This window comes from Curtobacterium sp. 1544 (assembly GCF_040544915.1).
In the GTDB taxonomy this organism is placed as follows: domain Bacteria; phylum Actinomycetota; class Actinomycetes; order Actinomycetales; family Microbacteriaceae; genus Curtobacterium; species Curtobacterium pusillum_C.
The window spans coordinates 109,800-135,051 of record NZ_JBEPKX010000005.1 but is presented as its reverse complement, the minus strand read 5'-3'; the positions used below and the strand labels follow the sequence as shown (position 1 = coordinate 135,051).

Sequence of the window (25,252 nt, the reverse complement as noted above, 5' to 3'; positions counted from 1 at the left end):
ACGATAGCCACCGCAGCCCTGTCAGAGCGGTGTCAGCCACGATGGGCGCCACGCCGGCGCAGGAGTCGAGCGCCGGCGAGCCCACCGAGCCCCAGCGCCAGCAACGCGCCGGCGATGCTGAGCGGCATCGTGGGGTCGTCACCCGTGTACGCGAGATGCTTCGCCGACCCGACGGTGATCGGGCCCGCGGCGGCCTGCTGCGCGGCTGAGTGGTTGCCCGTGGACACCCCGGGACCGGCGCCCGGGTCCGGCTTCGGTGCCGGTCGGACGGGGAGCTTCGGCAGGATCAGGCGGAGAGCGCCCTGCTCGACTCCGTTGACACGCTGCCGTGCGACCACGACGTCGTCCGGGAGCACCGCACGCGGGACGACGAGTTCCCAGCTGCGCCCGATCGTGGTGGCGAGCGGCTGCCCGTCGGCGCTCTCGACCGGAGTGCCGCTCTCGGTCTCGAGGGCGACCACGCCGCCGACCTCGCCCGTGCCGGCGAGCCGCACGGAGCCGTCGGCGAGCTCTTCCGCCGTGCCGGTGAGCGCCATCGGCACGGTGACCCGAGCCTCCGTCGTGCCGAGTTCGGTCGCACCGTCGAAGGTGGTCACGGTGACCGAGTAGAAGCGCGCGGCCTCGGGGACGGGCAGTTCCGCCGACCAGGTCGTGTCTGCCGAGGCCCGGACCGTCAGCGGCTTCCCGTCGGCGTCGAGCACCGGGCCGTCGGCATCGGAGAACCGGAGCGTCGCACCGGCGGGCGCCCGGCCCGCGAGCGACACCCGTTCGGTCTCACGCGAGGCGGTCGCCTCCTGGACCACCGCGGCGCCCGAGATCGTGTAGACGTCGTCCGCCCCGCCGTTGTGCGTGCCGTCGAAGTACTGCCAGGCCTCGATGTGGTGCTCACCGAACGCGAGCCCGCGCAGGGTGAACGACCAGGCACCGTCGTGATCCGCGTCGGTCTCGCCGACGGTCGTCCCGTTGTCCTTGATGACGAAGTGCGCATCCGGGTAGCCGGTCCCGTCGAGTTCGATCTTCCGACCGATGCCGTCGACCGTGGCCAGCATCCCGGGCGGCTGGAGGTAGAGAACGTCCACCGGGACGTCGATCGACTGATCCGTGACCTGCGAGGTCACGCGGATGACCCGTTCCCCGGACCGGACCCGCACCGACGTCGACCACGTGCCGTCAGAACCGGCGTCGGTCCACTCGGGCGCGACGACGTCGCCCGCGATGCCGATGCTGCCGCCGACCGGCCCGGTCCCGGCGAGCGTGACGATCCCCAGCCCGTGGTCGATCGAACGCACGCCGACGGTGAAGTCGGACGTCGGCGTCCGGTCCGAGGCTGCTGCCGGCCGATCGGGCGCCGCATCGGCCGTGGTGGCCACGACCACGGGCGAGAGCGCGACCGCTGCGACGGCGACGGTCGCCATCGCTCGACGGCCGACGGACACGAGGCGGGGCTGCGACATGGGACTCCTTCGCTGGTACTTCACACACCTTGTACATGGTGTTCAGTCGTGCGCACCCGTGGTGCCGTCACCGGTGGAGACCTGCCGGTACGGTCGTCGCATGGGACTTCCGTGGAAGCTGCACGGGGACGGCGCGACCGTCTCCGCGACGACGATCGTCGCGCCGGACGAGCGCCTCACCTGGGGCCGGACGATCGGCCTTGGCGTGCAGCACGTGGTCGCGATGTTCGGGGCGACGTTCCTCGTCCCACTGCTGACCGGGTTCCCGCCGTCGACGACGCTGCTCTTCAGCGGCATCGGGACGATCCTGTTCCTGCTCATCACCGGCAACCGCCTGCCGAGCTACCTCGGCTCGTCGTTCGCCTTCATCGCGCCGATCGCCGCCGCGACGAAGATCGGCGGCATCCCGCTCGCGCTCTCCGGGATCATCGTGGTCGGCGCTCTACTCGCCATCGTCGGTGCCGTCGTGCACCTGGCCGGCGCCGGGTGGATCGACCGGCTCATGCCGCCCGTGGTGTCCGGGGCGATCGTGGCGCTCATCGGGTTCAACCTCGCGCCGGCTGCGCGCGACAACTTCACGAAGGCGCCGGTCGTCGCCCTCATCACCCTCGGCGCGATCATCCTCGTGACGGTCCTGTTCAAGGGCCTCATCGGACGGCTGTCCATCGTGATCGGCGTCGTGGTCGGGTACGTCGCGGCCCTCATCGGCGGCGAGGTCTCGTTCACCGCCGTCGACAAGGCAGCGTGGATCGGGCTGCCTGAGTTCACGGCCCCCGCGTTCGACCCGTCACAGCTCGCGATCTACCTGGCGTTCGTACCGGTCGTCCTCGCGCTCGTCGCCGAGAACGTCGGCCACGTGAAGGGCGTCGGGCAGCTCACCGGGCGCGACCTCACCCCGCTCACCGGCCGGGCGCTCTTCGCGGACGGCGTCTCCACCGTGCTCGCCGGCCTCGGCGGCGGTTCGGCGACCACCACCTACGGCGAGAACATCGGCGTGATGGCGGCCACCCGGGTGTTCTCCACGGCGGCGTACTGGGTGGCGGCGATCGTCGCCGTGCTGCTCGGGCTCTCCCCGAAGATCGGCGCGGTCATCTCCTCCGTCCCGCCAGGGGTCCTCGGCGGCGCGACCACCGCGCTCTACGGCCTCATCGGCGTCATCGGCATCCGGATCTGGGTCGAGAACCGGGTCGACTTCTCGAAGCCGAAGAACCAGCTCACCGCGGGCATCGCGCTCATCATCGGGATCGCGGACTTCACGTTCTCATTCGGTGCGGCGAGCTTCGGGGGCATCATCCTCGGCACCGTCGCGGCGATCGTGGTCTACCACCTGATGGACCTCGTCGGCCGGGCGCGCGGCACCGACGAGCCGACGCCGACGGCGTCCGACGCCGCGCACGCGGCGACCGGCGGCATCCCGGCGGATCCACGCCACGACTGACCCGGCCGTCTCGTCCCGGCACCCGACGTGTCGAGGTGGGTCGCGCCTCCAGGCCCGCGCTCAGCGCAGCCCGGTCAGCCCGATGACGAGTTGCACGACCCCGAGGACGACCAGGACCACGACGAGGGCGTGCACACCCCACCGCGCGATCCACGAGCGCATGGCCTCGAGCGGCCGCTCGGCCCGCGGGCCGAGCGCGACGGCGAGGACGACCGGCAGCAGCACGACGACGCCGGACGCGAGCACGAACACCGCTCCGACGACGACCGTCAGGGCGGCCTGCGGGTCCGCATCGCCGAGCGTCACGCCGGCCGCGAACGCCAGGACGACCGACTTCGGGCTGACGAACAAGAGCGCCCCGAGTCCGAAGGCGCGCCCTGGACCGAGTGCCTCCATCGCATCTGCCCACCGCGTGCTCGCCGGCGAGCCGTCCGGCAGACGGCGGCGCACCCACTGCCACGCGGCGAGCGCGAGGAGCACCACCGAGGCGACGAGCGCGACCAGCGCCTGCACCGGTGGGCCGTCGTCCGTCGGCGCCGGGAGCTGCTCGCCCACGGACACCGCGACGACGAGGGCGACCGCCACCGCCGCCATCCAACCCGCGGCACACGCGACGGCCGAGCCGTAGCCGCGCCGGTGCCCGAGCAGGAACACGACCGACGCCACCGGCAGAGGGCTGAGCGCGATGCCGATCGCTCCCGGAACCAGTGCGGCGATGTCCACGTTCGGAGCGTATCCCGGCCTGGAGGCGCGGGTCGGCTCCGCCCCGCCCCCGCGGCCAGCGGGGTGGTCGGTCCCACATCTCGTGCCGCGCACGGTCCGCAGCACGGCCAGAATGGGTCGGTGCCCGGACCGACGCGACCCGCAGCGACCACCGAGCGGCGCGCCGTCGACCGCGACATCGTCCGCCTGGCTGTACCGGCGCTCGGCGCACTCGTCGTCGAGCCGTTGTTCCTGCTGACCGACACCGCTCTCGTCGGACACCTCGGTGCGACGCCGCTCGCTGCCGTCGGGCTCGCGGGCGCCGTACTGCAGACCGTGACCGGACTGCTCGTGTTCCTGGCGTACTCGACGACCCCGGCCGTCGCGCGGGCGCTCGGGGGCGGGGACCGACGTGGAGCCGTGCACGCCGGCATCGACGGGATGTGGCTGGCGCTCGGGCTGGGGGTCGTCCTCGCGCTCGTCGGGTGGCCGCTCGCCGGACCGCTGGTCGACCTGTTCGGTGCGTCGCCCGACGTCTCGGCGGCCGCGACCGCGTACCTGACGGTCTCGCTCGTCGGACTCCCCGGGATCCTGGTCGTGACCGCGTCGACCGGGCTGCTGCGCGGGCTGCAGGACACGAGGACCCCGCTCGTCGTCGCGACCGTCGGATTCGTCACGAACGGGCTGCTCAACGCCCTCCTCATCTACGGCGCCGGCTGGGGCGTCGAGGGGTCGGCGGCCGGCACCGTCATCGTGCAGTGGGCGATGGCGGTCGTCTACGTCCGGATCGCTGTTCGCGCAGCGCGGGCATCGGGGGCTCCGCTCCGCCCAGGCGCCTCGGGTGTCGCACGGGCGCTCCGGTCCGGGGCCTGGCTGTTCCTGCGGACGGCTTCGCTGCGCGTGGCGATGCTCGCGACGGTCGGCGCCGCGGCAGCACTCGGGACGACCGGTCTCGCGACCACACAGGTGGGTCTGACGGTGTTCTCGACCCTGGCGTTCGCGCTCGATGCGCTCGCGATCGCCGGACAGGCGCTCGTCGGGCACGGACTCGGCGCGCGGGACCCCTCGCGTGTGCGGTTGGTCACCCGGCGGCTCGTCCTGCTCGGGATCGCCGGCGGCGCACTGCTCGGCGTGCTCACCATCGCGGTCAGCGGGGTACTCGCGCCGGTGTTCTCGGACTCGTCCGCCGTGCGGGACGCTCTGCCCGCAGTGCTCGTGCTCATCGCCGTCGGGATGCCGATCGCCGGGTACGTGTTCGTGCTCGACGGCGTGCTGATCGGCGCCGGGGACGCACGGTACCTCGCGATCGCGGGCGGGGTGAACCTCGTCGTGTACCTGCCGCTGCTCTGGTGGGCGGGTGGGACCCTCGCGGGGCTGTGGGCCGTGTTCGCACTCGGGTACATCGGGGTGCGGGCGGTGACGCTCGGGGTGCGGGCGCACCGACGCGGCTGGATCGAGCACGCGTTGGCGCGGTGAGCACCGAGGTCGGGGCCGGTCCGCGTCAGCGTCGCGTCAGCGCGGTGTGAGGGGCTCGGACGAAGGTGGTGTCGTGAACGTCCTCCTGGTGGTCCAACTCGTCCTCGTCGGTGTGCTCGCCGGCGAGGAGTTCATCGTCCGCTGGGGCGTGCAACCGGCGATCGCCGCGCTGCCCGACGACGCCCACGTGCGCACGCGCATCGCGTTGGTGCGGTCCCTCAAGGTCGTGGTGCCGATCGTGATGGTGCCGGCAGTGCTCGCGTCCGTCGCCGTCCTCGTGACGGCCGGCGCGGGCGACGGCCTCGGGTGGCGCATCGCCGCGATGACCGCGTTGGTGGTGTTCGTCCTCGCGTCGTTCCTCGGGACCGTGCCGATCAACATCGGCGTGAACGACTGGGACCCGGCGAACCCTCCCGCGGACTGGAAGGACGTCGTGCGGCGGTGGGAGCGGATCGACGTCCTCCGGTCGAGCGCTGCTGCGGTCGCGTTCGTCCTGTTCACCATCGCGCTCGTCGCGACGTCGAACTGACCCCGGGCGCCCGTACGCTCCGTACCGTGCGCTCCATCGAGACGATCTCCCCCGATGCCACCACCGCGGCCCGGATCGTCCGCGGCTACCTGGCCGACGTGGCCTCGCGGTGGTACGGGCGGCCCGCGACGGACGCCGAGGTCGACCAGGCGCTCCTCGACGAACCCTTCGACGACCTCCAGGGGGACACCGGCGCGCTGTTCGTGGCGTTCGAAGACGGCCACCCGGTCGGCTGCGCCGGCGTGCGTTTCCTGGGCGACGTGGCCGAGCTCACCAAGGTGTTCACGTCGCCGCTGCACCGCGGTCGAGGCGTCGGCTCGGAGCTGCTCCGCGCCGTCGAGCGATCCTGCCGTGCACGAGCCGTCACGACGCTCCGCCTGGACACCCGCGCCGAACTGACGGAGGCTTGCGCGATGTACGAACGGAACGGGTTCGAACGCATCACCGCGTTCAACGACGACCCCTACTCGGATCGTTGGTACCGCAAGGCCCTGCGCCCGTGAACGAGGTCGCCTGACGACTTCGATTCACCATCCGGTGTCGGAGCAGATGCTCACCTGCGCCGACCAGGCGGCCCGAGCCGGGGCAGCAGCATCGCGACTGCGTCGGCGACCACGGCGTCCACCCGTTCCGGTGCGAGCCGACCGGCGATGACCAGGCCGGCGATGCCCTCGAACATCCCGGCGACCAGGAAGGGGAGGGCGCCCGGATCGCCGTCCGCCTGCCGACCGAGGAGTTCTGCGCCGAGCGCGAAGAACCGGGCCGCTGCCGCGTCGAGCGGCCCGTCCGGCGTGGCGTGCGTCCCGAACATGAGCGACATGAGGGGGCCCTGGTCGCGCGCGAACGCGATGTGTGCGTGCGCGTAGGAGGTGAGTCGTGCCTCCTGGCCGTCGAGCCGGTCGGCGTCTCGCAGGGCGGCGGTGAGGCTCTCGAAGCCCCGCGCAGCGATGGCTTCGAGCAGCGCGTCGCGATCGCGGAAGTGCCGGCTGGGTGCGGCGTGGCTCACGCCGGCGCGGCGGGCGAGTTCACGCAGCGTGACCGCCTCGACGCCCTGTTCGACGAGCAGCCGACGGCCCTCGGCGAGCAGGGTCTCGCGCAGGTCACCGTGGTGGTAGCTCGTGTCCACGGCCCGACCTTAGCGCGATGTGGTCGTTGACAACTATGTTGACAGCGCCTACATTTGGCGACATGACCGACTACGATGCGTCCGCCCTGCCGGACCTGACCGACCGCACCATCGTCATCACCGGCGCGTCGAGCGGTATCGGGCGGGCAACGGCCGCTGCGTTCGCTCGGGCCGGGGCGCACGTGGTCCTCGCCGTCCGTGACACGACCAAGGGCCGGGCGGTGGCGAGCACGCTCACGGGCTCCGTCGAGGTACGGCCGCTCGACCTCGCCGACCTCGGATCCGTGCGGTCGTTCGCCGAGCAGTGGACCGGACCGATCGACGTCCTGGTCGCGAACGCCGGCGTCTCCGCGCGCTCGCTGACCCGGACCGCCGACGGCTTCGAACTCGACTTCGGCACCAACCACCTCGGGCACTTCGCACTGACGACGCTGCTGCTCCCACGGGTGCGCGACCGGGTGGTCGTCGTCGCGTCCCAAGCCGAACGTGCCGCTCGGCTCGACCTCGACGACCCGAACTGGGAACGGCGCCCCTACCGGTCGTCGCGCGCCTACAACGACTCCAAGCTCGCGAACCTGCTGTTCGTCGCCGAGCTCCAGCGCCGGCTCTCCACCGCGGGTTCGACGGTCCGGGTCCTCGCCGCACACCCCGGGCTCGTCACCACGTCGATCTACGACCTGCCGGACGGCGCACGACCCGGCATCTGGGACCACCTGCTCCCCCGGCTGGGACAGGACGCCGACCAGGGCGCGCTCCCCACGCTCTACGCGGCGACGGAGGACCTCCCCGGCGACACGTTCGTGGGGCCGCAGCACCTCATGCACATGCGCGGTGGGGCGCAGGTCATCGGTCGGTCACGACGCGCTGGGGACCGGGAGCTCGCGGCCCGGCTGTGGGACGTCTCGGAACGGCTGACCGGGATCACCGCGCCGGTGGCCTGACCAGCGCCGTTCCGGGCGCGACCATGGCGTCCTGCTCATCGCAGCCAGCGGTCCTCGTACTCGAGACGACCCGGTCCGCGGCAGCCGTCTCGACAAGCGGGCCGGGAGGCGCGGGGACGGCCCGCCCCGTCGGCTCGGCCGGGCACGGTACCCGCGTCAGGCTCGCCCGGAGCCGCGTCCGGAGGGTGGCTGGTCCGGTACCGGTCCCGTGGTGTCGCCGATCCGCAACTCGGACCGGAACGCCGCCGGCACGGGCTCGTCCCCCTCGAGCATCGCCAGCGCGGCACGCGCGGCAGCGCGACCCTTCTGCTCGAACGGCTGCACCAGGGTCGTGAGCTGCCGGATCGGGGTGCGGTGCAGCAGGCTGTCGTCGACCGTGATGCCGTCGAACCCGACGACGCTGACGTCCTCCGGCACCCGGAGTCCGGCGTCGAGGGCCGCCGAGATCACCCCGACGGCGAGCAGATCGCTCTGCGCCACGACGGCCGTCGGCGCGGTCGATCCGGGAGTGAACAGGGCCTCGCCGGCGATGCGGCCCTCCTCCACCGAGCTGCCGGCGGTCTCCACGGCGACGGCGTCGGGGTAGACGCCGTGGACGCCGCGCAGCCGTTCGAGGGTCGTGTGCGCGACGCCCTCGGCCTCGCGCGCCTCGTCGACGGGACCCCGACGCCGGGCGGCGTCGAGCGGGAGCGCCACGATCGCCACGTCGGTGTGCCCGAGGTCGCGGAGGTAGGCGGCGGCACGTCGGGAGGCCTCGCGGTTGTCGAGGTGGATCGGCACGGCACCCTCGATCTCGTCCGCCTCGATCGCGACGACGGGGATCTGGCGTCGGCGGAGGACCGCGACCGCGGGGTCGATGCGGACGTTGCAGCCGACGAGCACCACGGCGTCCATCGGTGCGTCGACGATGGGTCCGGCGCCCTGTTCGTCGTCGAGCGGGCTCCGGACGAGCAGCAGGGACGCACCGGCGGCACCCGCGACCTCGGCGATGCCGTCGAGTGTCAGGACGTTCACCGGGTCACGGAAGGCGTCGCTCAGGCGCTCGTCCATCACGACCCCGATGACGCCGGAGCGGCCGCGGCGCAGGGAGCGCGCACGTGGGTCGGGACCGCCGTACCCGAGGTCGGCGGCGGCCGCGAGCACACGGGCCTTGGCGTCCTCCGACACCGGGCCGAGGCCGCTGAACGCGAGCGACGCCGTCGACGGTGCGACCCCGGCGGCACGCGCGACCGCTGCCAGCGTGGGACGCGCCCGTCGGGCAGAGCGCGACTCGCCGAGTCCTGTTGCCGGTTCGTCCATCGCCCGTTAGCGTAGCCGGAACCAGCGGTCGAATCGATTCGATCCGACCGCAACACGCGCCCCAGCAAGGATCTCCGATGACGACGACGTCCACCCGCACGACCCCGACCACCCGGGCCTGGATCACCGCGGTGTTCGTCGTGTTCACCCTGTCCGGCCTCGACATCGCGACGTGGCTCGGCCGGATCCCCAGCGTGCGCGACTCCCTCGGTGCGAGCACGTTCGAGATGGGCCTGCTCGTGCTCGGCATGGCCGTCGGCTCGATCGGCGGCCTGACCTTCGCCGGACACATCGTCGCGAAGCTCGGCGCACGTCGAGGCGTCCAGATCGCCGCGGTCTGCCTGACGGCGGGCATGGTGTTCGCCGGGGTCGCGGTCACCCTCGGGTGGGGCTTCGCCGCCATCTGGATCGCCCTCATCGCGTTCGGCTTCGGCAACGGCCTCTGCGACGTGTCCATGAACGTGTCCGGGGCCGCTGCCGAGAAGGCCGGCGGGCGCACGATCATGCCGCTCTTCCACGCCGCCTTCAGCCTCGGCACGCTCGCCGGCGCGGGCCTCGGAGCCCTGGCCGAACGGCTCGACGTCCCGGTCGCGTGGCACTTCATCGTCCTGGTCGTCGTCACGAGTGCCGCGATGCTCGTCGCCGTCGCGAAGTTCCAGGACGAGCACCGCTTCGAGGAGCCGGTCGGCACCGACACCAGCCCGGTCGCGACGCCGCTCACCCGTTGGCAGGTCTGGGCACAGCCCTCCACGATCTTCATCGGCGTGATCGTGCTCGGCATGGCGTTGGCCGAGGGCTCCGCGAACGACTGGCTCCCGCTCGCGATGATCGACGGCCACGGCCTCGACAACGCCGCCGGGTCCGCCGTGCTCACGGTCTTCCTCGCCGCGATGACCGTCGGCCGTGTCGCCGGCAGCCCCCTGATCGACCGGTTCGGTCGCGTGCCCGTACTGCGGATCAGCGCCGCCGTCGCGGTGGTCGGCCTCGGCATGCTCATCTTCATCGACGACGTCCCGCTCGCCGTCGTCGGCGTCGTGCTCTGGGGCCTCGGCGCGAGCCTGGGCTTCCCGATGGGCATGTCCGCCGCCGCCGACGACCCCAGGACCGCCGCTGCACGGGTCAGCGCCGTCGCCACCATCGGCTACGTGGCGTTCCTGGCCGGGCCGCCGCTCATCGGGTTCCTCGGCGAGCACATCGGCCTGCTCGGGGCCCTGCTGGTCGTGTTCGTCTTCATCATCGCGGCCGGGCTGGCATCGGGTGCGGCGCGCGAACGAGGCGTCGCCGCCCGTTAGGCTTCCGGGCGTGCGTCTCGTCATCGCCCGCTGCTCCGTCGACTACGCGGGGCGGCTCTCAGCCCACCTGCCGCTCGCGACCCGTCTCCTCATGCTGAAGGCCGACGGCTCCCTCCTCGTGCACTCCGACGGCGGCAGCTACAAGCCGCTCAACTGGATGAGCCCGCCGTGCTCGATCGAGATCAGCGAGCCGGACGACGAGCAGTCCAGCGCCGGCATCACGCAGGTGTGGACGGTCACGCAGAAGAAGACGCAGGACAAGCTCATCGTCTCCCTGTACGAGATCGTCACCGACGAGACCCACGACCTCGGCGTCGACCCAGGGCTCGTGAAGGACGGCGTCGAGGCGCACCTGCAGCAGCTCCTCGCCGAACAGATCGAGCTCCTCGGAGACGGTCACACGCTGGTCCGCCGCGAGTACATGACCGCCATCGGACCGGTCGACATCCTGGCGCGGGACGACGCCGGCGCGAGCGTCGCGGTCGAGATGAAGCGCAACGCCAACATCGACGCGGTCGAGCAGCTGACGCGGTACCTCGAGCTGATGAACCGCGACCCGCTGCTCCGCCCGGTCCAGGGCGTGCTGGCGGCGCAGACCGTGGCACCGCAGGCGCGCACGCTCGCCGAGGACCGCGGCATCCGCGTCCTCGTGCTCGACTACGACGCGATGCGCGGCATCGAGGGCGGGCACACCCGCCTGTTCTGAGCGAGCGCTGCGGAACCTGATCCGGGCCCGGAGGCACGGGTCGGCCCCGCCACGTCGGTCCCGGCCCGCGCCGGTAGGGTGGGCAGGACATGACCAGCCCGTTCAGCGCCATCCTCTTCGACCTCGACGGCACCATCAGCGACTCCGCGCCGGGCATCCTCGAGAGCCTCACGTACACGTTCCGGAAGGTCGGCGTCCCGGTGCCGGACCACGCGACGCTGATGTCGTTCGTCGGTCCCCCGATCATGGACACCTTCACCACCGCGATGGGCATGGACCAGGAGCAGGCCGGGCACACCCTCGCCGTGTACCGCGAGCACTACTTCTCGCACGGGGCCCTCGACTCCGCCATGTTCCCCGGCATCGACGTCGTGCTCCGCACCCTGCACGAGGCCGGTCTGCCGATCTCCACCGCGACGAGCAAGCCCGAGACGCCGGCGACGTACATCCTCGAGCACTACGGCCTCACCGGTGACATCGACATCATCACGGGCGCGAGCGACGACGAGGTCCGGTCGAGCAAGGCCGACGTCGTCGAGGAAGCACTCAAGCGACTCGATGCCCGCGGGTTCGACACGAGCCGACCGGTGCTCGTCGGCGACCGGCTGCACGACGTCGAGGGCGCGACGGTCCACGGCGTCCCGGTGGTCTTCGCCGAGTGGGGCTACGGCTCCCCCGCCGAGGCCGAGGGCACGATCGCGTCGGCGGCGACCCCGCTCGACCTGCTCCCGATCCTGCTGCCCGGCACGGTCGTCCCACGGTGAACGCCGCCGCACGCACGGGCTTGCGCGGAGCCGCCTGGGTGCTGCCGGCCGCGATCGTCCTGATCGCGCTGAACTTCCGCGGCCCGATCGTCGCGACGGCTCCGGTGATCGGGGACATCCGGCTCGACCTCGGCCTCACCGCCACGATCGCGGGCCTGTTGACGACGATCCCGGTGCTGTGCTTCGCGCTCGCGACGCCGTTCGCCAGCTGGGTGATCGCCAAGGCCGACCCCGAGCGTGCGGTGTCCCTGTCGCTCGTCATCGTGCTGGCCGGCACCGTGGTCCGGTCGATGCCCTCCGCCGCGACGCTGCTCGTCGGAACCGCGATCATCGGCATCGGCATCACCATCGGCAACGTGGTGATCCCGGTGGTGATCCGCCGGGACACCTCCCCGGAGCGCGTCGGCCTCGTCACCGGTGTGTACACGTCGGCGCTCAACGTCGGTTCGATGGTCACCTCGCTCGGCACCGCGCCGATCGCCGCGGCGTGGGGATGGCCGCTCGCGATCGCGGTCTGGGCCGTGCTCGCGGTCATCGCCGGCTTCGCGTGGACGTACGCCGTCGGAGCCCGCGCCGCCTGGTTGCGCCCCTCGGCGGCGGACACCGAGCCACTCCCGGCCACCGGGCCGATCGACCAGGTGCTCGACACCGGCGCGATCCGGACCGTCCGTGCCGCTCAGGCGGCTGCCGAACCGGTCCGTCCCGCCCGGCGCCTGATCACCTGGGGCCTGACCCTGGCGTTCGGCGGCCAGGCGTTCTCGTACTACGCCCTCACCGCCTGGATCCCGACGCTCCTGCACGACGAGATCGGCTTCTCGAAGGCATCGTCCGGCGCCAGCTCGTCGGTCTTCCAGATCCTCGCCGTCGTCGGAGCGCTCGGCGTCCCGGTGCTCGCATCGAAGTGGCGGCCGCGCGCGATCATCTCCCTCGTCGCGTTCCTCTGGCTCGCGATGCCCCTCGGTCTCCTGTTCGCGCCGCAGCTCTGGTTGCTCTGGTCGGTGCTCGGCGGCGCTGCCCAGGGTGGCGGCATCACGGTCATCTTCATCGTGATCGTCCGGATCGTGTCGAGCGACGCCGATGCCCGTCGGATGTCCGCGTTCGTGCAGGGCGGCGGCTACCTGATCGGCTCCGCGGGCCCCATCGTCGCCGGGTCCCTGCACGGGGCGACCGGGAACTGGACGGCACCGCTGCTCGTCGTGCTCGTCGCGGTGCTCACCCTCGGCGTCGTGGGGACCTTCGCCGCCCGGCGTGTGTCCTGACCACCTGTCGGACGCTCACTGAAGGACGGGCGCACCCCGTGCCTCCAGGCCGGGCGTCAGCCCTCCAGCACCTCGCGCAACGAGAGCGGACGGCGCCCCGTGACCCGCTCGACGTCGCCGGAGACCCGCGCGAGCGCGCCCTCGGCGATCGCCGTGTAGGTGCTCACCCAGGCGTCCGCCTGCCAGGGTTCCGGGTTCCAGCGCGCCCGTGAGGCGTACGCCTCCTCCACCGTCTCCGGGTGGTACGTGACCGCCCGGCCGCGGACCTCGGAGACCGTCGCCGCGGCCTGTTCGAGCGTGATCGCGACCGGCCCGGTCAGCTCGTAGGCCCGGTCCAGGTGCGCCGACGGGTTGCGCAGCACCTCGGTCGCGACGCGGGCGACGTCCGCCCGCGCGACCGCGGCCATCGCGCCGTCGCCGGCCGGGCCGCGGATCACGCCGGCCTCGCCGACGAGGTCCTCGACGAAGTCCAGGTAGAACGAGTCCCGCAGGAACGTGTGCGCCATCGAGGTCGCGCGGATCGCCTGCTCGGTCGCCCAGTGGTCGCGCCCGAGGGTGAACGTCGCGTCCGCTGCGGCGCCCGAGAACGACGTGTACACGACGTGACGGACCCCGGCCGTCGCCGCAGCGCCGACGAACGCACGGTGCTGGGCGAGGCGGTCCTCGGCCTCCGCCGCCGAGACCATGAGCAGCAGGTCGACCCCCTCGAGCGCGGCACGGCTCGCGTCGACGTCGTCGAACGACGCCACGGCGACCTCCGTCCCCGGCAGCTCCGGGGCGCGCGCGGCGTCGCGGACGATCATCCGGAAGGGGACGCCGTCCGAGGCGAGTGCGCGGGCGACGGCGCCGCCGATCTTGCCGGTGGCGCCGGTGATGGCGATGGTCATGGCAGCTCCTGTTCGGGTCGCGTCGTGTTGGTCCGCGTCGGTCTCGTGGTCACGTCCGTACCGTCCTGGAGGCACGGATCACCGTGGGTGCGACCCTCGCCGCGTTCACGCCGTCGACCTCCACCGCCCAGGTGCGGGCCGCCTCGTGGTCGCGGCCGTGCCGCATGTGCCGGCCCACCAGACGGTCGACGCGGACGCCGTCGTCGACGCTGCAGAACCAGGTCTCGGTGAACAGTTCGGCGAGCGCCGCCCAGGGGTCGCTGTCGTCGAGCAGGTAGTTGCCCTCGGACACGACCAGTCGGGTCGTGGCCGGGACGGCGATGCTGCCGGCGACGGGTTCGTCGACGCGGCGGTCGAAGTCCGGCGCCCACACGACGGGACCGCGTGCGTGGTCCACCGCGTCCGCCGCCACGAGTCGTCGCACGAGCGCCACGTAGCCCTCGCCGTCGAAGGTGTCGATCGCACCCTTGCGGTCGTGTCGTCCGAGGGCGTCGAGGGCGGCGTTCGACAGGTGGAAGCCGTCCATCGGGACCTGCACGGCGGTCCTCGCTCCCAGTGCCGCGTCGACGGCCACGACCACCCGCCGGGCGAGCGTCGACTTGCCCGCACCAGGCGCTCCGGCGATCCCGAGGACCGTCCGGCCGTCGCGGCCCGCGAGCTCGACGGCACGCTCGACGGCCTGGTCGACGGACATCTCGGGCGGGGTCACGCGTTCATCCTGGCAGAGCGCACCGACAGCGCCGGGCGGTGGTTCACTTGCCGCATGGTCGATGCGACGAAGGCGTTCAGTGGCTTCTCGGTGCGGGACGTGCCCGAGGCGAAGGCGTTCTACGAGGACGTCCTGGGGGTCGAGGTCACCGAGGACCACGGCATGCTGTTCCTGCAGCTCGGCGACGGCCACGGGGTGCTCGTCTACCCGAAGGGGCCGGCCCACGAGCCCGCGGCGTTCACGGTCCTGAACTTCCCGGTGCCCTCGGTCGACGACGCGGTCGACGAGCTCGTCGCGAAGGGCGTCGAGTTCCTGCACTACGACGGGATGACCGACGAGAAGGGCGTGAACCGGAAGGGTGGCCCGCTCATCGCCTGGTTCACGGACCCGTCGGGCAACGTCCTGAGCGTCATCGAGGAGTAGTCGCCGTCAGCGGGTGAGGGCGCCGGCCCAACCGAGGGCGATCGGCACCACGAGACCGTGCCGGTGCCGGGGCAGGTCCGCGATCGGCAGCCAGTCGGCACGCTCGGTGGACCCGTCGGTCTCGTCACGGAGCGCACCACCCGTGATCGACACCCGGAAGACCACCTGCACGGCCTTCATCGGCCGACCGTTCGCGTGCATCCGACGCTCGGCGGGCACGACGTGGTGGCGGACACCGAGCAGCCCACCGACGGCGACCTCGTACCCGGTCTCCTCCATGAACTCGCGGACGACTGCCTGCTCGACGCTCTCGTCGAGCTCGACACCGCCACCGGGGAGCGCCCACGTCCCCGCCTCCGGGAACCGCTGCATGGCGAGCAGGACGCGACCTTCGTGCGTGACCACGCCGTAGGCGGCGAGCCGGGTGTCGTAGTCCGTGTACTCCATCTCCTGACCATGCCAGGAAGCCGAGCGAGCGTGCGCGAGCCGCGCCGCGCCTCCAGGCCGGTCAGCCCGCAACGTGCGGGGTTCCGCGCAACGTGACAGCCTCACGGTGTCGCACCCGGTACGGAACCTCGCACACTGCCGTGCCGACGGACCGCGTCCTCAGACGGTCGCTGCCGCAGCAGCCCATCCCGCCCGCATCCGCGCCACCGCGCGGTCGAACCCGGCGAGCGGCTCGGCGTCGTCACGGAGCATCGACTGCAGCTGGAGCCCCTCGTAGAGCGCGACCAGCTGCTCGGCCGCGTGCCGCGGCGAGGTCCCGCGGGGTTCGCGCCCGGCGACGACGTCGCGCACGAGTGCGAGGGTGACGTCCTCGAACGAGCGCGTGTACTGCCCCCGGAACCATCCGGCGGCAGGGTGCTCCGGGCTGGACGCCGCACTGAGCAGCGCGGTCCGGAGGCGCACGAGGGCGGGTTCGTCACGGCCGGCCTCGAGTCGTGCGCGCAGGTAGGCGACGGCACCCGAGCGTTCGGCGACGACCCACAGCGCCCGACGGCTGCCGTTGTTCCACCGGTCCATCACGGCGACGACGAGGAGCTCCCACAGCGGGAACACGCGCCGGACGGTCTCCTCGGTGACCCCGGCGTGCTCGGCCACGTCGGCCGGACCGACGGTGTGGAAGTCGGCCGCGCGGTACGCCTCGATCGCGCCCGAGACGATCCGAGCGCGCAGGTCGACGTCGGACTCGGGCATGCCGTCGATTCTCCGGGCCGCGCGGCAGGCTCGCGAGCCGCCAGTTCTGGGGTCGTGGCCGTGCCGCCACAGCGACAGTGTGCCGGGGAGCCCGGCCGTCTGGTGCGCCAGGGCGACAGATCGCCGCGGAACTCCGGCGGCAGACTGTCGCTTTCGCGGAAGCGCAGGGTGACGGAGGCGGAAGGCGCCACCCGCGCGCCCGGCCCGTCAGCCCCGGTCGAACGTCAGCGTCTCGTCGTCCGCCGCCGTGACCCGCCCCGTGCGCGCGAACTCGGCCCAGATCGCACGGAAGGCCCTGCCGCGCCGTTCGACCTCCGGCCAGTCCCGCTCCGGCACGAACCGGGAGCCGGCCCACGCCGCACGACCGCCGAGCAGCAGCGGCAGGTCGCTCATGTGGACGGCGCCGGTCGGCTTCGTCGTGACGCCCCGGATCAGCCGGTACGACGTTGCTCGACCCCCGGCAGCGCGGTGCCGTGCGGTGAAGCGGCGGACGTCCCTGCCGTAGATGACGTCCGACAGCGGCCGGACGAGCAGCCACCGGAGGAGCGGACGAACCAACTTCGAGCGCGCGATCGTCCGGAGGCCGGGGACGAGCGGCACGTACATGCCGGCCTCGTCGGTGCCCGAACCGATCAGCACGTCGATGTCGGGTGCGACCGTGGACCACGCCTCGCCGACGGACCGCTCCGCGGGCAGGGGCGCGTGACCGTACTGCGTGCCGTAGGGCATCCCGCCCGGCAGTCCGTACGGTGCGGCAGCGCGGGTCCCGATCGCCTGACGTTCGAGCAGGTCGTCGAGCGGGGTGTCCGGGTGCAGGCTCCCGACGGCGCGCACCATGGCCGCGTTCATCCGTGACCGCCCGCGGGACAGCCCGAGCGGTGCGCTCTGGATGATCGCCCGCCGGAAGAGCCCCGCCGTGCCCTCGCTGATCATGAGGTGCGCGGCCGCGTCCCCGCCGGCGGACTGGCCGAACACCGTCACCAGGTCGGGGTCGCCGCCGAACGCCGCGATGTTCGTCCGGACCCAGCGGAGCGACTCGACCAGGTCGAGCAGCCCCAGGTTCGCCGGCATGCGCTCGCCGTCACCGAGGAACCCGAGGATCCCGAGCCGGAACGTCACCGAGACGAACACGACGCGCTGCTCGGAGACGAGGTCACGGGCGTCGTAGATCGGCACGTCCCCACCGCCGATGACGTACGAGCCGCCGTGGATCCAGACCATGACGGGCAGCCGTTCGCCGGGCTGCACGTCGGCCGGTGCGGTGATCGACAGGCGTTGGCAGTGCTCGTCGACGACGAGACCCTCGGCCGGCGGCAGCAGCTGGTCGACGAACGTCGCCTGGACCTGCGGCGCGACGGGCGCCGGCGTCGTCGCCGGGTACGGCTCGTCGAAGGGCGGCATCGGCTCGGGACGCTGGAAGCGCGCGGCCCGGGCGTACGGGATCCCGAGCGCGCGGACGACCTCCCCGTCGACGACGCCGGTGATGCGTCCGGCAGGCGGGTCCCAGGTGAGCGAGTCGGCGTCGAGCATGGACCCCACGCTATCCAGCGTGACCACCATGCGGACTGGAGGCACGGTGCGGGCCCGCCCCGCGCCTCCAGTCCGCCCGTCAGTCGCGTCGGGCGACGGGACGCAGCGAACCGGACGCCGCGAACGCCGCGACGAACAGCACCGCCACCAGCCACAGCGCGCTGAGCGCGCCCACGTGCTCGGCGATCGCGCCGATGACGGGCGGGCCAGCGAAGTTCGCGAAGTACCCGATCGACGCGACGACGCTCACGCGGGCCGCCGGGTTCGGGCCGCTCTGCGCCGCGGCGGACATGCCGAGCGGGAAGCCCACGGAGACGCCGACGGCCCACAGCACGACGCCGATCAGGGTGAGCCACCAGCTGCCACCGACGATGAAGAGGACGGCGCCGACGATGCCGAGCGCGGTCGTCCACCGAACCGTCCGGACACGACCCAGCCGGTCGACGACGGGGCCGGCGAAGACGCGGGTGGCTGCCTCGGAGACGGCGAACACGGTGAAGAACAGCGCGCCGATCGCCGCGGTCTGGCCGTGCCCGTCGGTGGTGGCGAGCGCGAGCCAGTTGTTGGCCGACCCCTCGCCGAGTTCGACGCCGAGCATGACCACGCCGATGAGCAGCAGCCGCACGTCGGCCCACCCGCGGGCCCACTGCCGGAGCCGCTGCCGGGGCGTGAGCGACGTGTCGTGCTCCTCGGCCCGGGTGCCGTCCGGGATGCCGCGCATGGCGATCACGCCGACCACGAGGATGACGACGGCCTCTCCCAGCAACTGTGCCGAGGGGGTGATGCCCAGCCACGCGCACAGGGCGGCGAGTCCTGCACCGAGGGCCGCGCCTCCCGACCAGGCGGCGTGCATCAACGGGAGCAGCGTGCGGCCGGCGAGCGCCTCGATCGCGGTGCCCTCGACGTTCGCCATCACGTCGAGCGAGCCGATGCCCGCCCCGGCGACCACGAACCCGACCGCGGCGAGCGGGACGGAGTGCAGCGCGGCGGCGGTGCCGATGACGGCGATCGCCGCGGGGACGAGCACGACGACCGCCGTCAACGCCCGCCGCCCACCCAGGCGCCGGAGCAGCGGGGCGGCACTGAGCAGTCCGCCGATCGAACCGATCGTGACGCCGCCGAGCATGAGTCCGATGGTGCCGACGTCCACACCGAGTTCGACGCGGAGCTCGGGGAGGCGCGGTCCCCAGGCGGCGAGGCTCACCCCGCCGATCGCGAAGGCGATGATGATGGCGTTCCGCCACCCGGCGAGCTGTGTGCGGTCGTCGTCGACCGACGCTGTGGTCATGCGACTAAAACTACACAGCGGGTGGTTTTTGGGGTAGCGTCGTCATCGATCTCGCCGTGGAGCATCGCTCCTCGACACCCAGACAGGACCGAAGGAGCCTCTGCAATGCCCATCACCTCTGTGCAGCTGTACTCGCTGCGCGACGCCATCGCCGAAGACCTCGACAAGGCCATCGCCCGCGTCGCCGAGATCGGCTACGAGAACGTCGAGCCCTACGCGTTCGTCGAGCGCGCCGCGGACCTCGAGCGTGCCTTCGCTGCCACCGGCCTGGAGGCTCCGTCCGGCCACGTCGCCGTGATCGACGCCGACGACACCGCCCCGATCTGGGACGCCGCCGAGCGCCTCGGCATCAAGACCGTCATCGACCCGTTCATCCCGACGGACCGCTGGCAGACCGCCGACGACGTCGCGAAGATCGCCGAGCGCGTCAACGTCCTGACCGCCGAGGCCGCGTCGCGCGGCCTGCAGTTCGGGTACCACAACCACCAGTGGGAGTTCACGAACAAGGTCGACGGCCGCACCGTCTACGACCTGTTCGTCTCGCAGATCAGCCCGGAGACCGTCCTCGAGGTCGACACCTTCTGGGCGACCGTCGGCGGCGCTGACGCTCCCGCGGTCCTCGAGTCGCTGGGCGACCGCGTCGTCGCGATCCACGTCAAGGACGGCAAGGTCGACGGTGACATCCGCACCGCGCTGCCCTCGTCCGAGAGCGCCCTCATCGTCCCCGAAGCACTCCAGCGTGCCTTCGAGAACCAGACCCCGGCCGGCCAGGGCGACGTCGACGTGGCGGGCATCCTCGCCGCGGCGCCGCAGGCCATCCGCGTCGTCGAGTTCGACGCGTACAAGGGCGACGTCTTCGAGGGCATCACCGAGTCGCTCGCGTGGCTGAAGGACAACGACAAGTGACCCGTGTCGGGATCGGCATCATCGGTGCCGGCAACATCTCCACGCAGTACCTGGAGAACCTGACCAAGTTCGCCGACGTCGAGGTCCGGTTCGTCGCCGACGTGCTGCTCGACCGCGCCGCCGCCCAGGCAGCGGAGTACGGGGTGGGCGCGTCGGGTTCGGTCGAGGAGCTCCTCGCCCGCGACGACATCTCCATCGTGATCAACCTGACGATCCCGGCCGCACACGCCGAGGTCGACCAGCAGATCGTCGACGCCGGCAAGCACGTGTGGAGCGAGAAGCCGATCGCGACCGACCACGAGTCGGCCGCCGCGGTCCTCGCGTCTGCTGCGTCGAAGGGGCTCCGTGTCGCGACGGCTCCGGACACCGTGCTCGGCGCGGGCATCCAGACGGCACTCCGCGCCATCGCCCGCGGCGACATCGGCGAACCGCTCTCCGCGACGACGCTGTTCCACGTCCCCGGACCCGAGGCCTGGCACCCGAACCCGGACTTCCTGTTCGCCGAGGGTGCCGGTCCCCTGTTCGACATGGGCCCGTACTACGTGACGACCCTCGTGCACGCGTTCGGCACCGCCTCGCGTGTGCAAGCCGTGTCGTCGAAGTCGCTCGACCGTCGCACGATCGCGTCCGGCCCCCGCGCCGGCGAGACGTTCCCGGTCGAGGTCCCGACCCACCACGCCGCCCTGATCGAGTTCGCCGGCGGGCAGTCCGCCCAGTCGACGTTCTCGTTCCAGCACGCCCTGCCGCGCATGGGCTTCGTGGAGATCAACGGCACGCTCGGCACGATCTCGCTCCCCGACCCGAACACGTTCGAGGGCTCGTCGCAGCTCTGGCGCTACGGGCAGGAGGAGCCGGAGACGCTCGAGGCCGTCGGCTCCACGTGGGGTCGCGGCACCGGCGTCGTCGAGCTCGCCCGCGCCATCGCCGAGGACCGTCCCGAGCGTGCCTCCGGCGCGGTCGCGCTGCACGTCCTCGACGTGCTGCTCGGCATCCGTGACGCGGCTGCCTCGGGTTCCGCGGTCGACATCACGTCGTCCGTGGACCCGATCCCGCCGCTGCCGGAGGACTTCGACCCTGCGGCCGCGGTGCTGACGGCGTAGGTCGTCGCACGCGCCACCCGCGTGGGCGGTGAGCGTTCACTGAGCAGAAGACGTCGGGTACCGATTCGGTACCCGACGTCTTCTGCTCACTGGACGGGCCCCCGCCGCAAGACCGCCCGCGACTCAGTCGGCCGCCGGCACGATCTGCTCGAGCAACCGCAGCACCTTCTCGCCGTCCACGGCCTCCGGGTCGAGCAGCCACTGCACCTGCAGCCCGTCGGACGCGGCGATGCTCAGGCTCGCCAGGTCGACCGGGTCCAGGTCGGCGCGGATCCGCCCGGACGCCTGGTCCGCCGCGATCAACGCCGCCAGGTCCGCCCGCAGCCGTGTGAACCGCTCGCGCATGAACTCCCGCGTCGCGGGGTGCCCCTCCTGCACGGCGTCGGCCGCGAGGGTCGTGTAGAGCTGCACGAGTCCCGGGACCTCGCGGTTCCGCGAGGCACTGTCACGCATGTCACCGATCGCCGACTTCATCCGGTCCGGAGCGCCCTGCTCGCGCACCTCGTGCTCGCGGTACACGGCGAGGAGCAGTTCGTCGCGGTTCGGGAAGTAGTGCCGCAGTGCCGCGTGGGTGATCCCGAGTGCATCCGCGACCGACCGGAGTGACGAAGCGTCGACGCCGTGGTCGGCCACCATCCGGATCATCTCGTCGAGGATCTGCGTCCGGCGCTCGGCACCCTTGCGGTACCCACCGCGTCGCGGCACGGCCGCTTCGTCGTCGGCGGGGTGCGTCATGCCCCCAACTTACCGCTGGAAGGTTTTTTCCGGGAGGCGCGTGGGGACTCGTTCCTCCCGGTGACGGTCAGGCGTCGTGCGGCTCAGCCACGCCGTCCGGGTCGACGGTGTACTCGTCCACGGGCGCGGGGCGCCCGTCGGCGAGCGCTTCGGTGATCTGCGAGAGGCAGCGGGCGAGGATGCCGTTCTCCACGGAGGACAGGTGGTCCATCACCTCGACGACGGCCTCGTGGAAGCGGGCGTACGAGGCGTCGATCTTCTTCGCCGCCTGCACCGTCGGCTCGAGCACCTGCGCCCGGCGGTCGGTGGGGTGCGGTCCACGCACGAGGTCGCCCTTGTCGACGAGCCCGTCGACGATCTTGGTCACCGACGCGTTCGACACGTTGAGCATGACGGCGAGGTCCTTCGGACCCATCGCCCGGCCGTCCCGGTGCGCCTGGAGCATGTACCGCACGGCGAGGAACTCGTTCTTCGTGAGCCCACTCTCGCCGCGGGCCTGCTCGAGCTGCTGCTCCTCGGCGTGCTGCAGCCGGAGGAGGGCATCGACGGCGACCTTCGCGGCACGCGACCGGGGCTCCCGGGCGTAGAGGTGCATGTGCTCACGACGGACGACGGTCAACGGCATGTGGTCGAGTGTTCTCTCGTACGGGCGGTGCGGGGTGGGACGGACCTGGGACTACGCGGCGGGGACGTTGAAGAAGTCCGCGTAGGACGGTTCGGCGCGACCGGACAGGAGCGACGGGTCTTGGATGCGTCGCTCGACGCAGGCGTCGATCACGGCCGGGTCGGTGAGGCCGACGCGGGTGTGGGTGCCGCCGAGCCGTGTGTGTCGCGGCATCCCGGTGTACGTGCTGTGCATTGCGATCCCGCCTTCCTGCTTCCTGCTGTCCCCTGCGGACGGTCAGAAGTCTTTCACGACGTGAACGATCAGTGCAACGAACTGTTTCTGTTCTGTACGGTTCACGCACCGAACTGTTAGCACTGTTGAACTACATCCGTGTCATTCGCGACTGTCGCCGAGTCGGCGGGAGCGTCGATCAGGTGAGTTCGGAGCGTCCCGAGGGCTGGCCGTGCAGGACACCGTCCGGGAGGGGGTGCCCCATGTGCGCCGCCCACTCGGGCCAGGCGGGGTGGAGCCAGCCACGGCCGCGGTACTGCGGGTGGTCGGGATGCTGCTGGTGCGCCCAGAGGACGAAGACGAGCTCCGCCCAGCCCGTTCGGATCATCCACCGGACCGGACCACCGGTGCTCTCGCCGAACATGACGAGCTGCCCGCGACCCACGACGTCGATCTGCGAGATCGACTCCCAGTTCCAGAAGAGGTTCGCGTGGTCGGTGGAGAGGTGGAACCCGCGGTTCGTGACGACGACCCAGCCGGCGAAGCCGGGCCGCCACATCGGCGTCGCCGCCCATCGCGCGTTCGACCGGCGCCGGCTGTTGCCGATCGCGGTGCCGATGAGCGCTCCGGCGACGAACGCCGGACCGCCGAACGCGAACGTCGACGACTGCTGGTACGAGCCGTCCCCGTCGGCCCGCCACTCGTCGAGTGCGAAGGGACCGCCGACGAACGCGATCTCACCGGGTTGCAACGCGAAGGAGGTCCCGGTGCGGTGTGCCGGTACCCGACGCGCGTCGAGCTCGCCCGCGATCACGACCGTGTTCCACAGCGCGGCATCGTCTGCCGTCCACTCGGCCCCGCGTGCCTGCTTCCCACCCATGGGCAGCAGCGTACCGATGGTGACGGACACGGCTCGGTGCGCGGCATAACGTGGCGTCGTGGACCTCGAACTCAAGAACCGTGTCGCGCTCGTCGTCGGAGGGAAGGGGTACATCGGCGCCGCAGTCGCCGATCGCCTCCGAGCCGAGGGAGCGACCGTCGTCGTCGCCTCCCGGAGCGCCGGCGACTCCCCTGACAGTGTCGCGATCGACACCGCCGACCAGGCCTCCGTCGATGCCGGGATCGCCCGTGTGCTCGAGCAGCACGGCCGCATCGACGCCCTCGTCGTGACGGCTGCCCCGAGCGCGGGGACGCTCGACCCGGCGAAGAAGTCCGACCCGGAGCAGGTGCTCTCCGCCATCGACGGCAAGGCCCTCGGCTTCCTCCGGGTCGCCAACGCGGTGCTGCCGGCGCAGCGGGCCGCGGGCTTCGGACGCGTCGTCGTGGTGAGCGGCCAGAACGCGTACCTGTCGGGCAACATCACCGCGTCCCTGCGGAACACCGCGGTGAGCGTGATCGCGAAGAACCTCGCCGACGATGCTGTGGGCTCCGGTGTCACGGTCAACGTCGTCAACCCGGGGACCGTGACGGACACCCCGAGCGCCGAGGTCCGGCCGGGCGGCCCCGGGGACTCCAGCCCGCAGCAGATCGCCGACCTGGTCGCGTTCCTCGCGTCGCCGCTGTCGGTCGTGTCCGGCGAGTCGATCTCGATCGCCCACCGCGTGCTGGGCCAGATCACCATCTGACGGACTGGCGCGCCACGCTCGGGGGCGACGCGGAGCGTTGCGCGGGGCGCGCCGACCGAGCCTGCGAGGGAGGACGTGGCGGCGCCGCCCCGCGCCTCCAGTCCGACGGCCGGTCACCGCGGACGACGCGGGTTCACCCGGCCGGGTGACCGCCTTGGGTCCCGCGCCCGAAGCGCGACGACGGCGATGTTCCACATGCTGGCAGCATGCAGAAGTCACGCCTCCACCTGATCGCCACCATCGTGGTCACCGCCACGGCGCTGACCGTCGCGGGGTGCGCCGCGGCCTCCATCCCCGCCGCCGAGCGAGCCGGCGCCCACGCCGGCGACACGACGGTGTCCGTCGGGCCGCCCTCAGGCGAGACCGCGGAGGTCGGCGGCCACACCGTCAGCACCGCGGACGGGTACGCGGCCGACGGCGCACCCATGTCCGAGATCGCGCACACCCCGGCGATCGCGAACCTGGACCCGGACCTGCGGCGGGCGGTCGCCCGTGCGACCGAGGCGGCGGCCGAGGACGGGGTGGAGGTCCGCATCAACTCCGGCTGGCGCAGCAGGGCGTACCAGCAGGCGTTGCTCGACCAGGGCGTCGAGGAGCACGGTTCGCTCGACGAGGCCCGCCGCTGGGTGAACACCCCGGACCGGTCGACGCACGTCCAGGGTCGTGCGGTGGACGTCGGGGCGCTCGACGCCGCGGTGTGGATGCAGGAGCACGGACGGCGGTTCGGGCTCTGCCAGACCTACGAGAACGAGTCGTGGCACTACGAGCTCGCGACGACCGCGGGCGGCGAGTGCCCGCCGATGCGCCGCGACAGCTCGGCGGGGTGACCGTGTGCGGTTCAGTCGATCGGATGAACGCCTTCCACCTCACGCCCGATGCCGTGGACCCGCCGGGACGGGAGGCTGATGGCATGGAGTCCTCGACGAAGCACACGATCGCCACGCTGCTGCTCTGCGCCGCGATCGTCGCGGTCACGGCCACCGCCCTCATCGCGATGTCGCCCGTCCCGTGACGATCCCGACACGCCC

Annotated in this window: 29 protein-coding genes; 15 read left to right on the top strand and 14 right to left on the bottom strand. The window is 72.2% G+C overall.

Features of this window, described 5'->3' with window-relative positions:
* Positions 1 to 32 precede the first annotated feature (32 nt).
* Positions 33 to 1,454 carry a hypothetical protein gene (locus ABIC61_RS05110; protein WP_354029041.1) on the bottom strand — a complete coding sequence of 474 codons (1,422 nt, stop codon included), beginning with the start codon at positions 1,452 to 1,454 and terminating at the stop codon, positions 33 to 35.
* Positions 1,455 to 1,554: 100 nt separating this feature from the next.
* On the opposite strand from ABIC61_RS05110, the gene ABIC61_RS05105 reads away from it, so the two are divergent.
* On the top strand, positions 1,555 to 2,892 hold the full coding sequence (locus ABIC61_RS05105; RefSeq protein WP_354029040.1) for a uracil-xanthine permease family protein: 1,338 nt from the start codon (positions 1,555 to 1,557) through the stop codon (positions 2,890 to 2,892).
* A gap of 60 nt (positions 2,893 to 2,952) precedes the next feature.
* On the opposite strand, the gene ABIC61_RS05100 is transcribed toward ABIC61_RS05105, so the two are convergent.
* On the bottom strand, positions 2,953 to 3,615 hold the full coding sequence (locus tag ABIC61_RS05100) for a GAP family protein (RefSeq protein ID WP_186321999.1): 663 nt from the start codon (positions 3,613 to 3,615) through the stop codon (positions 2,953 to 2,955).
* Between the two features lie 120 nt (positions 3,616 to 3,735).
* Between ABIC61_RS05100 and ABIC61_RS05095 the strand changes: the two genes are divergently transcribed.
* The 3 genes from ABIC61_RS05095 to ABIC61_RS05085 all read left to right on the top strand — a co-directional run bounded on the left by ABIC61_RS05095 (position 3,736) and on the right by ABIC61_RS05085 (position 6,102).
* Positions 3,736 to 5,070 (top strand): MATE family efflux transporter, encoded by a 1,335-nt coding sequence (locus tag ABIC61_RS05095; protein ID WP_354029039.1) that lies wholly within the window; start codon positions 3,736 to 3,738, stop codon positions 5,068 to 5,070.
* 73 nt (positions 5,071 to 5,143) lie between these two features.
* Positions 5,144 to 5,599, top strand: coding sequence for an anthrone oxygenase family protein (locus ABIC61_RS05090; RefSeq protein WP_354029038.1), 456 nt, complete (start codon positions 5,144 to 5,146; stop codon positions 5,597 to 5,599).
* A 26-nt stretch (positions 5,600 to 5,625) separates the two neighbouring features.
* Entirely contained in the window at positions 5,626 to 6,102 is a 477-nt protein-coding gene (locus ABIC61_RS05085) for a GNAT family N-acetyltransferase (RefSeq protein ID WP_354029037.1), read from the top strand.
* Between the two features lie 50 nt (positions 6,103 to 6,152).
* Here ABIC61_RS05085 and ABIC61_RS05080 read toward each other — a convergent pair whose 3' ends face one another.
* Entirely contained in the window at positions 6,153 to 6,725 is a 573-nt protein-coding gene (locus ABIC61_RS05080; RefSeq protein WP_354029036.1) for a TetR/AcrR family transcriptional regulator, read from the bottom strand.
* 62 nt (positions 6,726 to 6,787) lie between these two features.
* Here ABIC61_RS05080 and ABIC61_RS05075 point away from each other — a divergent pair, with 62 nt between their 5' ends.
* A complete protein-coding gene (locus ABIC61_RS05075; RefSeq protein ID WP_354029035.1) occupies positions 6,788 to 7,666 on the top strand; it encodes an oxidoreductase in 879 nt (292 codons plus the stop codon).
* 156 nt (positions 7,667 to 7,822) lie between these two features.
* Here ABIC61_RS05075 and ABIC61_RS05070 read toward each other — a convergent pair whose 3' ends face one another.
* Positions 7,823 to 8,965 carry a substrate-binding domain-containing protein gene (locus ABIC61_RS05070; protein ID WP_354029034.1) on the bottom strand — a complete coding sequence of 381 codons (1,143 nt, stop codon included), beginning with the start codon at positions 8,963 to 8,965 and terminating at the stop codon, positions 7,823 to 7,825.
* A gap of 77 nt (positions 8,966 to 9,042) precedes the next feature.
* Here ABIC61_RS05070 and ABIC61_RS05065 point away from each other — a divergent pair, with 77 nt between their 5' ends.
* The 4 genes from ABIC61_RS05065 (at position 9,043) to ABIC61_RS05050 (ending at position 12,986) form a co-directional block, all read left to right on the top strand.
* Positions 9,043 to 10,257: an MFS transporter gene (locus ABIC61_RS05065; protein WP_144754121.1), complete on the top strand. Its 1,215-nt coding sequence runs from the start codon at positions 9,043 to 9,045 to the stop codon at positions 10,255 to 10,257.
* Between the two features lie 10 nt (positions 10,258 to 10,267).
* The gene (gene nucS, locus ABIC61_RS05060; RefSeq protein ID WP_144754118.1) at positions 10,268 to 10,963 is read left to right on the top strand and encodes an endonuclease NucS; all 696 of its coding nucleotides are present in this window, start codon (positions 10,268 to 10,270) and stop codon (positions 10,961 to 10,963) included.
* 89 nt (positions 10,964 to 11,052) lie between these two features.
* Entirely contained in the window at positions 11,053 to 11,727 is a 675-nt protein-coding gene (locus ABIC61_RS05055; protein WP_354029033.1) for an HAD hydrolase-like protein, read from the top strand.
* Entirely contained in the window at positions 11,724 to 12,986 is a 1,263-nt protein-coding gene (locus ABIC61_RS05050; protein WP_354029032.1) for an MFS transporter, read from the top strand. The genes ABIC61_RS05055 and ABIC61_RS05050 overlap by 4 nt, the downstream gene beginning before the upstream one ends.
* Before the next feature lie 56 nt (positions 12,987 to 13,042).
* On the opposite strand, the gene ABIC61_RS05045 is transcribed toward ABIC61_RS05050, so the two are convergent.
* On the bottom strand, positions 13,043 to 13,873 hold the full coding sequence (locus ABIC61_RS05045; protein WP_354029031.1) for an SDR family oxidoreductase: 831 nt from the start codon (positions 13,871 to 13,873) through the stop codon (positions 13,043 to 13,045).
* Between the two features lie 49 nt (positions 13,874 to 13,922).
* Positions 13,923 to 14,567, bottom strand: coding sequence for a nucleoside/nucleotide kinase family protein (locus tag ABIC61_RS05040; protein WP_502908783.1), 645 nt, complete (start codon positions 14,565 to 14,567; stop codon positions 13,923 to 13,925).
* Positions 14,568 to 14,636: 69 nt separating this feature from the next.
* Between ABIC61_RS05040 and ABIC61_RS05035 the strand changes: the two genes are divergently transcribed.
* Entirely contained in the window at positions 14,637 to 15,005 is a 369-nt protein-coding gene (locus ABIC61_RS05035; RefSeq protein WP_354029029.1) for a VOC family protein, read from the top strand.
* A gap of 6 nt (positions 15,006 to 15,011) precedes the next feature.
* On the opposite strand, the gene ABIC61_RS05030 is transcribed toward ABIC61_RS05035, so the two are convergent.
* From ABIC61_RS05030 to ABIC61_RS05015, 4 genes are all read right to left on the bottom strand, one after another.
* Positions 15,012 to 15,452, bottom strand: a complete 441-nt coding sequence (locus ABIC61_RS05030; RefSeq protein ID WP_144754103.1) for an NUDIX hydrolase — start codon at positions 15,450 to 15,452, stop codon at positions 15,012 to 15,014.
* Between the two features lie 159 nt (positions 15,453 to 15,611).
* Positions 15,612 to 16,202, bottom strand: a complete 591-nt coding sequence (locus tag ABIC61_RS05025; RefSeq protein WP_354029028.1) for a TetR/AcrR family transcriptional regulator — start codon at positions 16,200 to 16,202, stop codon at positions 15,612 to 15,614.
* A gap of 207 nt (positions 16,203 to 16,409) precedes the next feature.
* Positions 16,410 to 17,732: a carboxylesterase family protein gene (locus ABIC61_RS05020; RefSeq protein WP_354029027.1), complete on the bottom strand. Its 1,323-nt coding sequence runs from the start codon at positions 17,730 to 17,732 to the stop codon at positions 16,410 to 16,412.
* A 79-nt stretch (positions 17,733 to 17,811) separates the two neighbouring features.
* A complete protein-coding gene (locus ABIC61_RS05015; RefSeq protein WP_354029026.1) occupies positions 17,812 to 19,020 on the bottom strand; it encodes an MFS transporter in 1,209 nt (402 codons plus the stop codon).
* A gap of 105 nt (positions 19,021 to 19,125) precedes the next feature.
* On the opposite strand from ABIC61_RS05015, the gene ABIC61_RS05010 reads away from it, so the two are divergent.
* Both ABIC61_RS05010 and ABIC61_RS05005 read left to right on the top strand, forming a co-directional pair.
* Positions 19,126 to 19,926 (top strand): sugar phosphate isomerase/epimerase family protein, encoded by an 801-nt coding sequence (locus ABIC61_RS05010; RefSeq protein ID WP_354029025.1) that lies wholly within the window; start codon positions 19,126 to 19,128, stop codon positions 19,924 to 19,926.
* On the top strand, positions 19,923 to 21,026 hold the full coding sequence (locus ABIC61_RS05005) for a Gfo/Idh/MocA family protein (RefSeq protein WP_354029024.1): 1,104 nt from the start codon (positions 19,923 to 19,925) through the stop codon (positions 21,024 to 21,026). Before ABIC61_RS05010 ends, ABIC61_RS05005 begins: the two co-directional genes overlap by 4 nt.
* Before the next feature lie 123 nt (positions 21,027 to 21,149).
* Here ABIC61_RS05005 and ABIC61_RS05000 read toward each other — a convergent pair whose 3' ends face one another.
* From ABIC61_RS05000 to ABIC61_RS04985, 4 genes are all read right to left on the bottom strand, one after another.
* A complete protein-coding gene (locus ABIC61_RS05000) occupies positions 21,150 to 21,761 on the bottom strand; it encodes a TetR/AcrR family transcriptional regulator (RefSeq protein WP_354029023.1) in 612 nt (203 codons plus the stop codon).
* 67 nt (positions 21,762 to 21,828) lie between these two features.
* The gene (locus ABIC61_RS04995) at positions 21,829 to 22,386 is read right to left on the bottom strand and encodes a MarR family winged helix-turn-helix transcriptional regulator (protein ID WP_354029022.1); all 558 of its coding nucleotides are present in this window, start codon (positions 22,384 to 22,386) and stop codon (positions 21,829 to 21,831) included.
* A 51-nt stretch (positions 22,387 to 22,437) separates the two neighbouring features.
* Positions 22,438 to 22,620: a hypothetical protein gene (locus ABIC61_RS04990; protein WP_354029021.1), complete on the bottom strand. Its 183-nt coding sequence runs from the start codon at positions 22,618 to 22,620 to the stop codon at positions 22,438 to 22,440.
* Positions 22,621 to 22,798: 178 nt separating this feature from the next.
* Entirely contained in the window at positions 22,799 to 23,479 is a 681-nt protein-coding gene (locus tag ABIC61_RS04985) for a hypothetical protein (RefSeq protein WP_354029020.1), read from the bottom strand.
* 58 nt (positions 23,480 to 23,537) lie between these two features.
* On the opposite strand from ABIC61_RS04985, the gene ABIC61_RS04980 reads away from it, so the two are divergent.
* From ABIC61_RS04980 to ABIC61_RS04970, 3 genes are all read left to right on the top strand, one after another.
* Complete coding sequence (locus tag ABIC61_RS04980) at positions 23,538 to 24,224, top strand: SDR family NAD(P)-dependent oxidoreductase (protein ID WP_354029019.1); 687 nt, start codon at positions 23,538 to 23,540, stop codon at positions 24,222 to 24,224.
* A 206-nt stretch (positions 24,225 to 24,430) separates the two neighbouring features.
* Positions 24,431 to 25,051 carry a M15 family metallopeptidase gene (locus tag ABIC61_RS04975; protein WP_354029018.1) on the top strand — a complete coding sequence of 207 codons (621 nt, stop codon included), beginning with the start codon at positions 24,431 to 24,433 and terminating at the stop codon, positions 25,049 to 25,051.
* Positions 25,052 to 25,074: 23 nt separating this feature from the next.
* Positions 25,075 to 25,236: a hypothetical protein gene (locus tag ABIC61_RS04970; RefSeq protein WP_186321995.1), complete on the top strand. Its 162-nt coding sequence runs from the start codon at positions 25,075 to 25,077 to the stop codon at positions 25,234 to 25,236.
* The last annotated feature ends 16 nt before the right edge of the window (positions 25,237 to 25,252 follow it).

What these genes read in the sequence shown, in the direction of transcription:
- ABIC61_RS05110 (WP_354029041.1), bottom strand. Translation starts at nt 1,454, where the DNA reads ATGTCGCAGCCCCGCCTCGTGTCCGTCGGCCGTCGAGCGATGGCGACC.
- ABIC61_RS05105 (WP_354029040.1), top strand. Translation starts at nt 1,555, where the DNA reads ATGGGACTTCCGTGGAAGCTGCACGGGGACGGCGCGACCGTCTCCGCG.
- ABIC61_RS05075 (WP_354029035.1), top strand. Translation starts at nt 6,788, where the DNA reads ATGACCGACTACGATGCGTCCGCCCTGCCGGACCTGACCGACCGCACC.
- ABIC61_RS05070 (WP_354029034.1), bottom strand. Translation starts at nt 8,965, where the DNA reads ATGGACGAACCGGCAACAGGACTCGGCGAGTCGCGCTCTGCCCGACGG.
- ABIC61_RS05065 (WP_144754121.1), top strand. Translation starts at nt 9,043, where the DNA reads ATGACGACGACGTCCACCCGCACGACCCCGACCACCCGGGCCTGGATC.
- ABIC61_RS05055 (WP_354029033.1), top strand. Translation starts at nt 11,053, where the DNA reads ATGACCAGCCCGTTCAGCGCCATCCTCTTCGACCTCGACGGCACCATC.
- ABIC61_RS05045 (WP_354029031.1), bottom strand. Translation starts at nt 13,873, where the DNA reads ATGACCATCGCCATCACCGGCGCCACCGGCAAGATCGGCGGCGCCGTC.
- ABIC61_RS05040 (WP_502908783.1), bottom strand. Translation starts at nt 14,567, where the DNA reads ATGTCCGTCGACCAGGCCGTCGAGCGTGCCGTCGAGCTCGCGGGCCGC.
- ABIC61_RS05035 (WP_354029029.1), top strand. Translation starts at nt 14,637, where the DNA reads ATGGTCGATGCGACGAAGGCGTTCAGTGGCTTCTCGGTGCGGGACGTG.
- ABIC61_RS05030 (WP_144754103.1), bottom strand. Translation starts at nt 15,452, where the DNA reads ATGGAGTACACGGACTACGACACCCGGCTCGCCGCCTACGGCGTGGTC.
- ABIC61_RS05025 (WP_354029028.1), bottom strand. Translation starts at nt 16,202, where the DNA reads ATGCCCGAGTCCGACGTCGACCTGCGCGCTCGGATCGTCTCGGGCGCG.
- ABIC61_RS05020 (WP_354029027.1), bottom strand. Translation starts at nt 17,732, where the DNA reads ATGCTCGACGCCGACTCGCTCACCTGGGACCCGCCTGCCGGACGCATC.
- ABIC61_RS05015 (WP_354029026.1), bottom strand. Translation starts at nt 19,020, where the DNA reads ATGACCACAGCGTCGGTCGACGACGACCGCACACAGCTCGCCGGGTGG.
- ABIC61_RS05010 (WP_354029025.1), top strand. Translation starts at nt 19,126, where the DNA reads ATGCCCATCACCTCTGTGCAGCTGTACTCGCTGCGCGACGCCATCGCC.
- ABIC61_RS05000 (WP_354029023.1), bottom strand. Translation starts at nt 21,761, where the DNA reads ATGACGCACCCCGCCGACGACGAAGCGGCCGTGCCGCGACGCGGTGGG.
- ABIC61_RS04995 (WP_354029022.1), bottom strand. Translation starts at nt 22,386, where the DNA reads ATGCCGTTGACCGTCGTCCGTCGTGAGCACATGCACCTCTACGCCCGG.
- ABIC61_RS04990 (WP_354029021.1), bottom strand. Translation starts at nt 22,620, where the DNA reads ATGCACAGCACGTACACCGGGATGCCGCGACACACACGGCTCGGCGGC.
- ABIC61_RS04985 (WP_354029020.1), bottom strand. Translation starts at nt 23,479, where the DNA reads ATGGGTGGGAAGCAGGCACGCGGGGCCGAGTGGACGGCAGACGATGCC.
- ABIC61_RS04975 (WP_354029018.1), top strand. Translation starts at nt 24,431, where the DNA reads ATGCAGAAGTCACGCCTCCACCTGATCGCCACCATCGTGGTCACCGCC.
- ABIC61_RS04970 (WP_186321995.1), top strand. Translation starts at nt 25,075, where the DNA reads ATGAACGCCTTCCACCTCACGCCCGATGCCGTGGACCCGCCGGGACGG.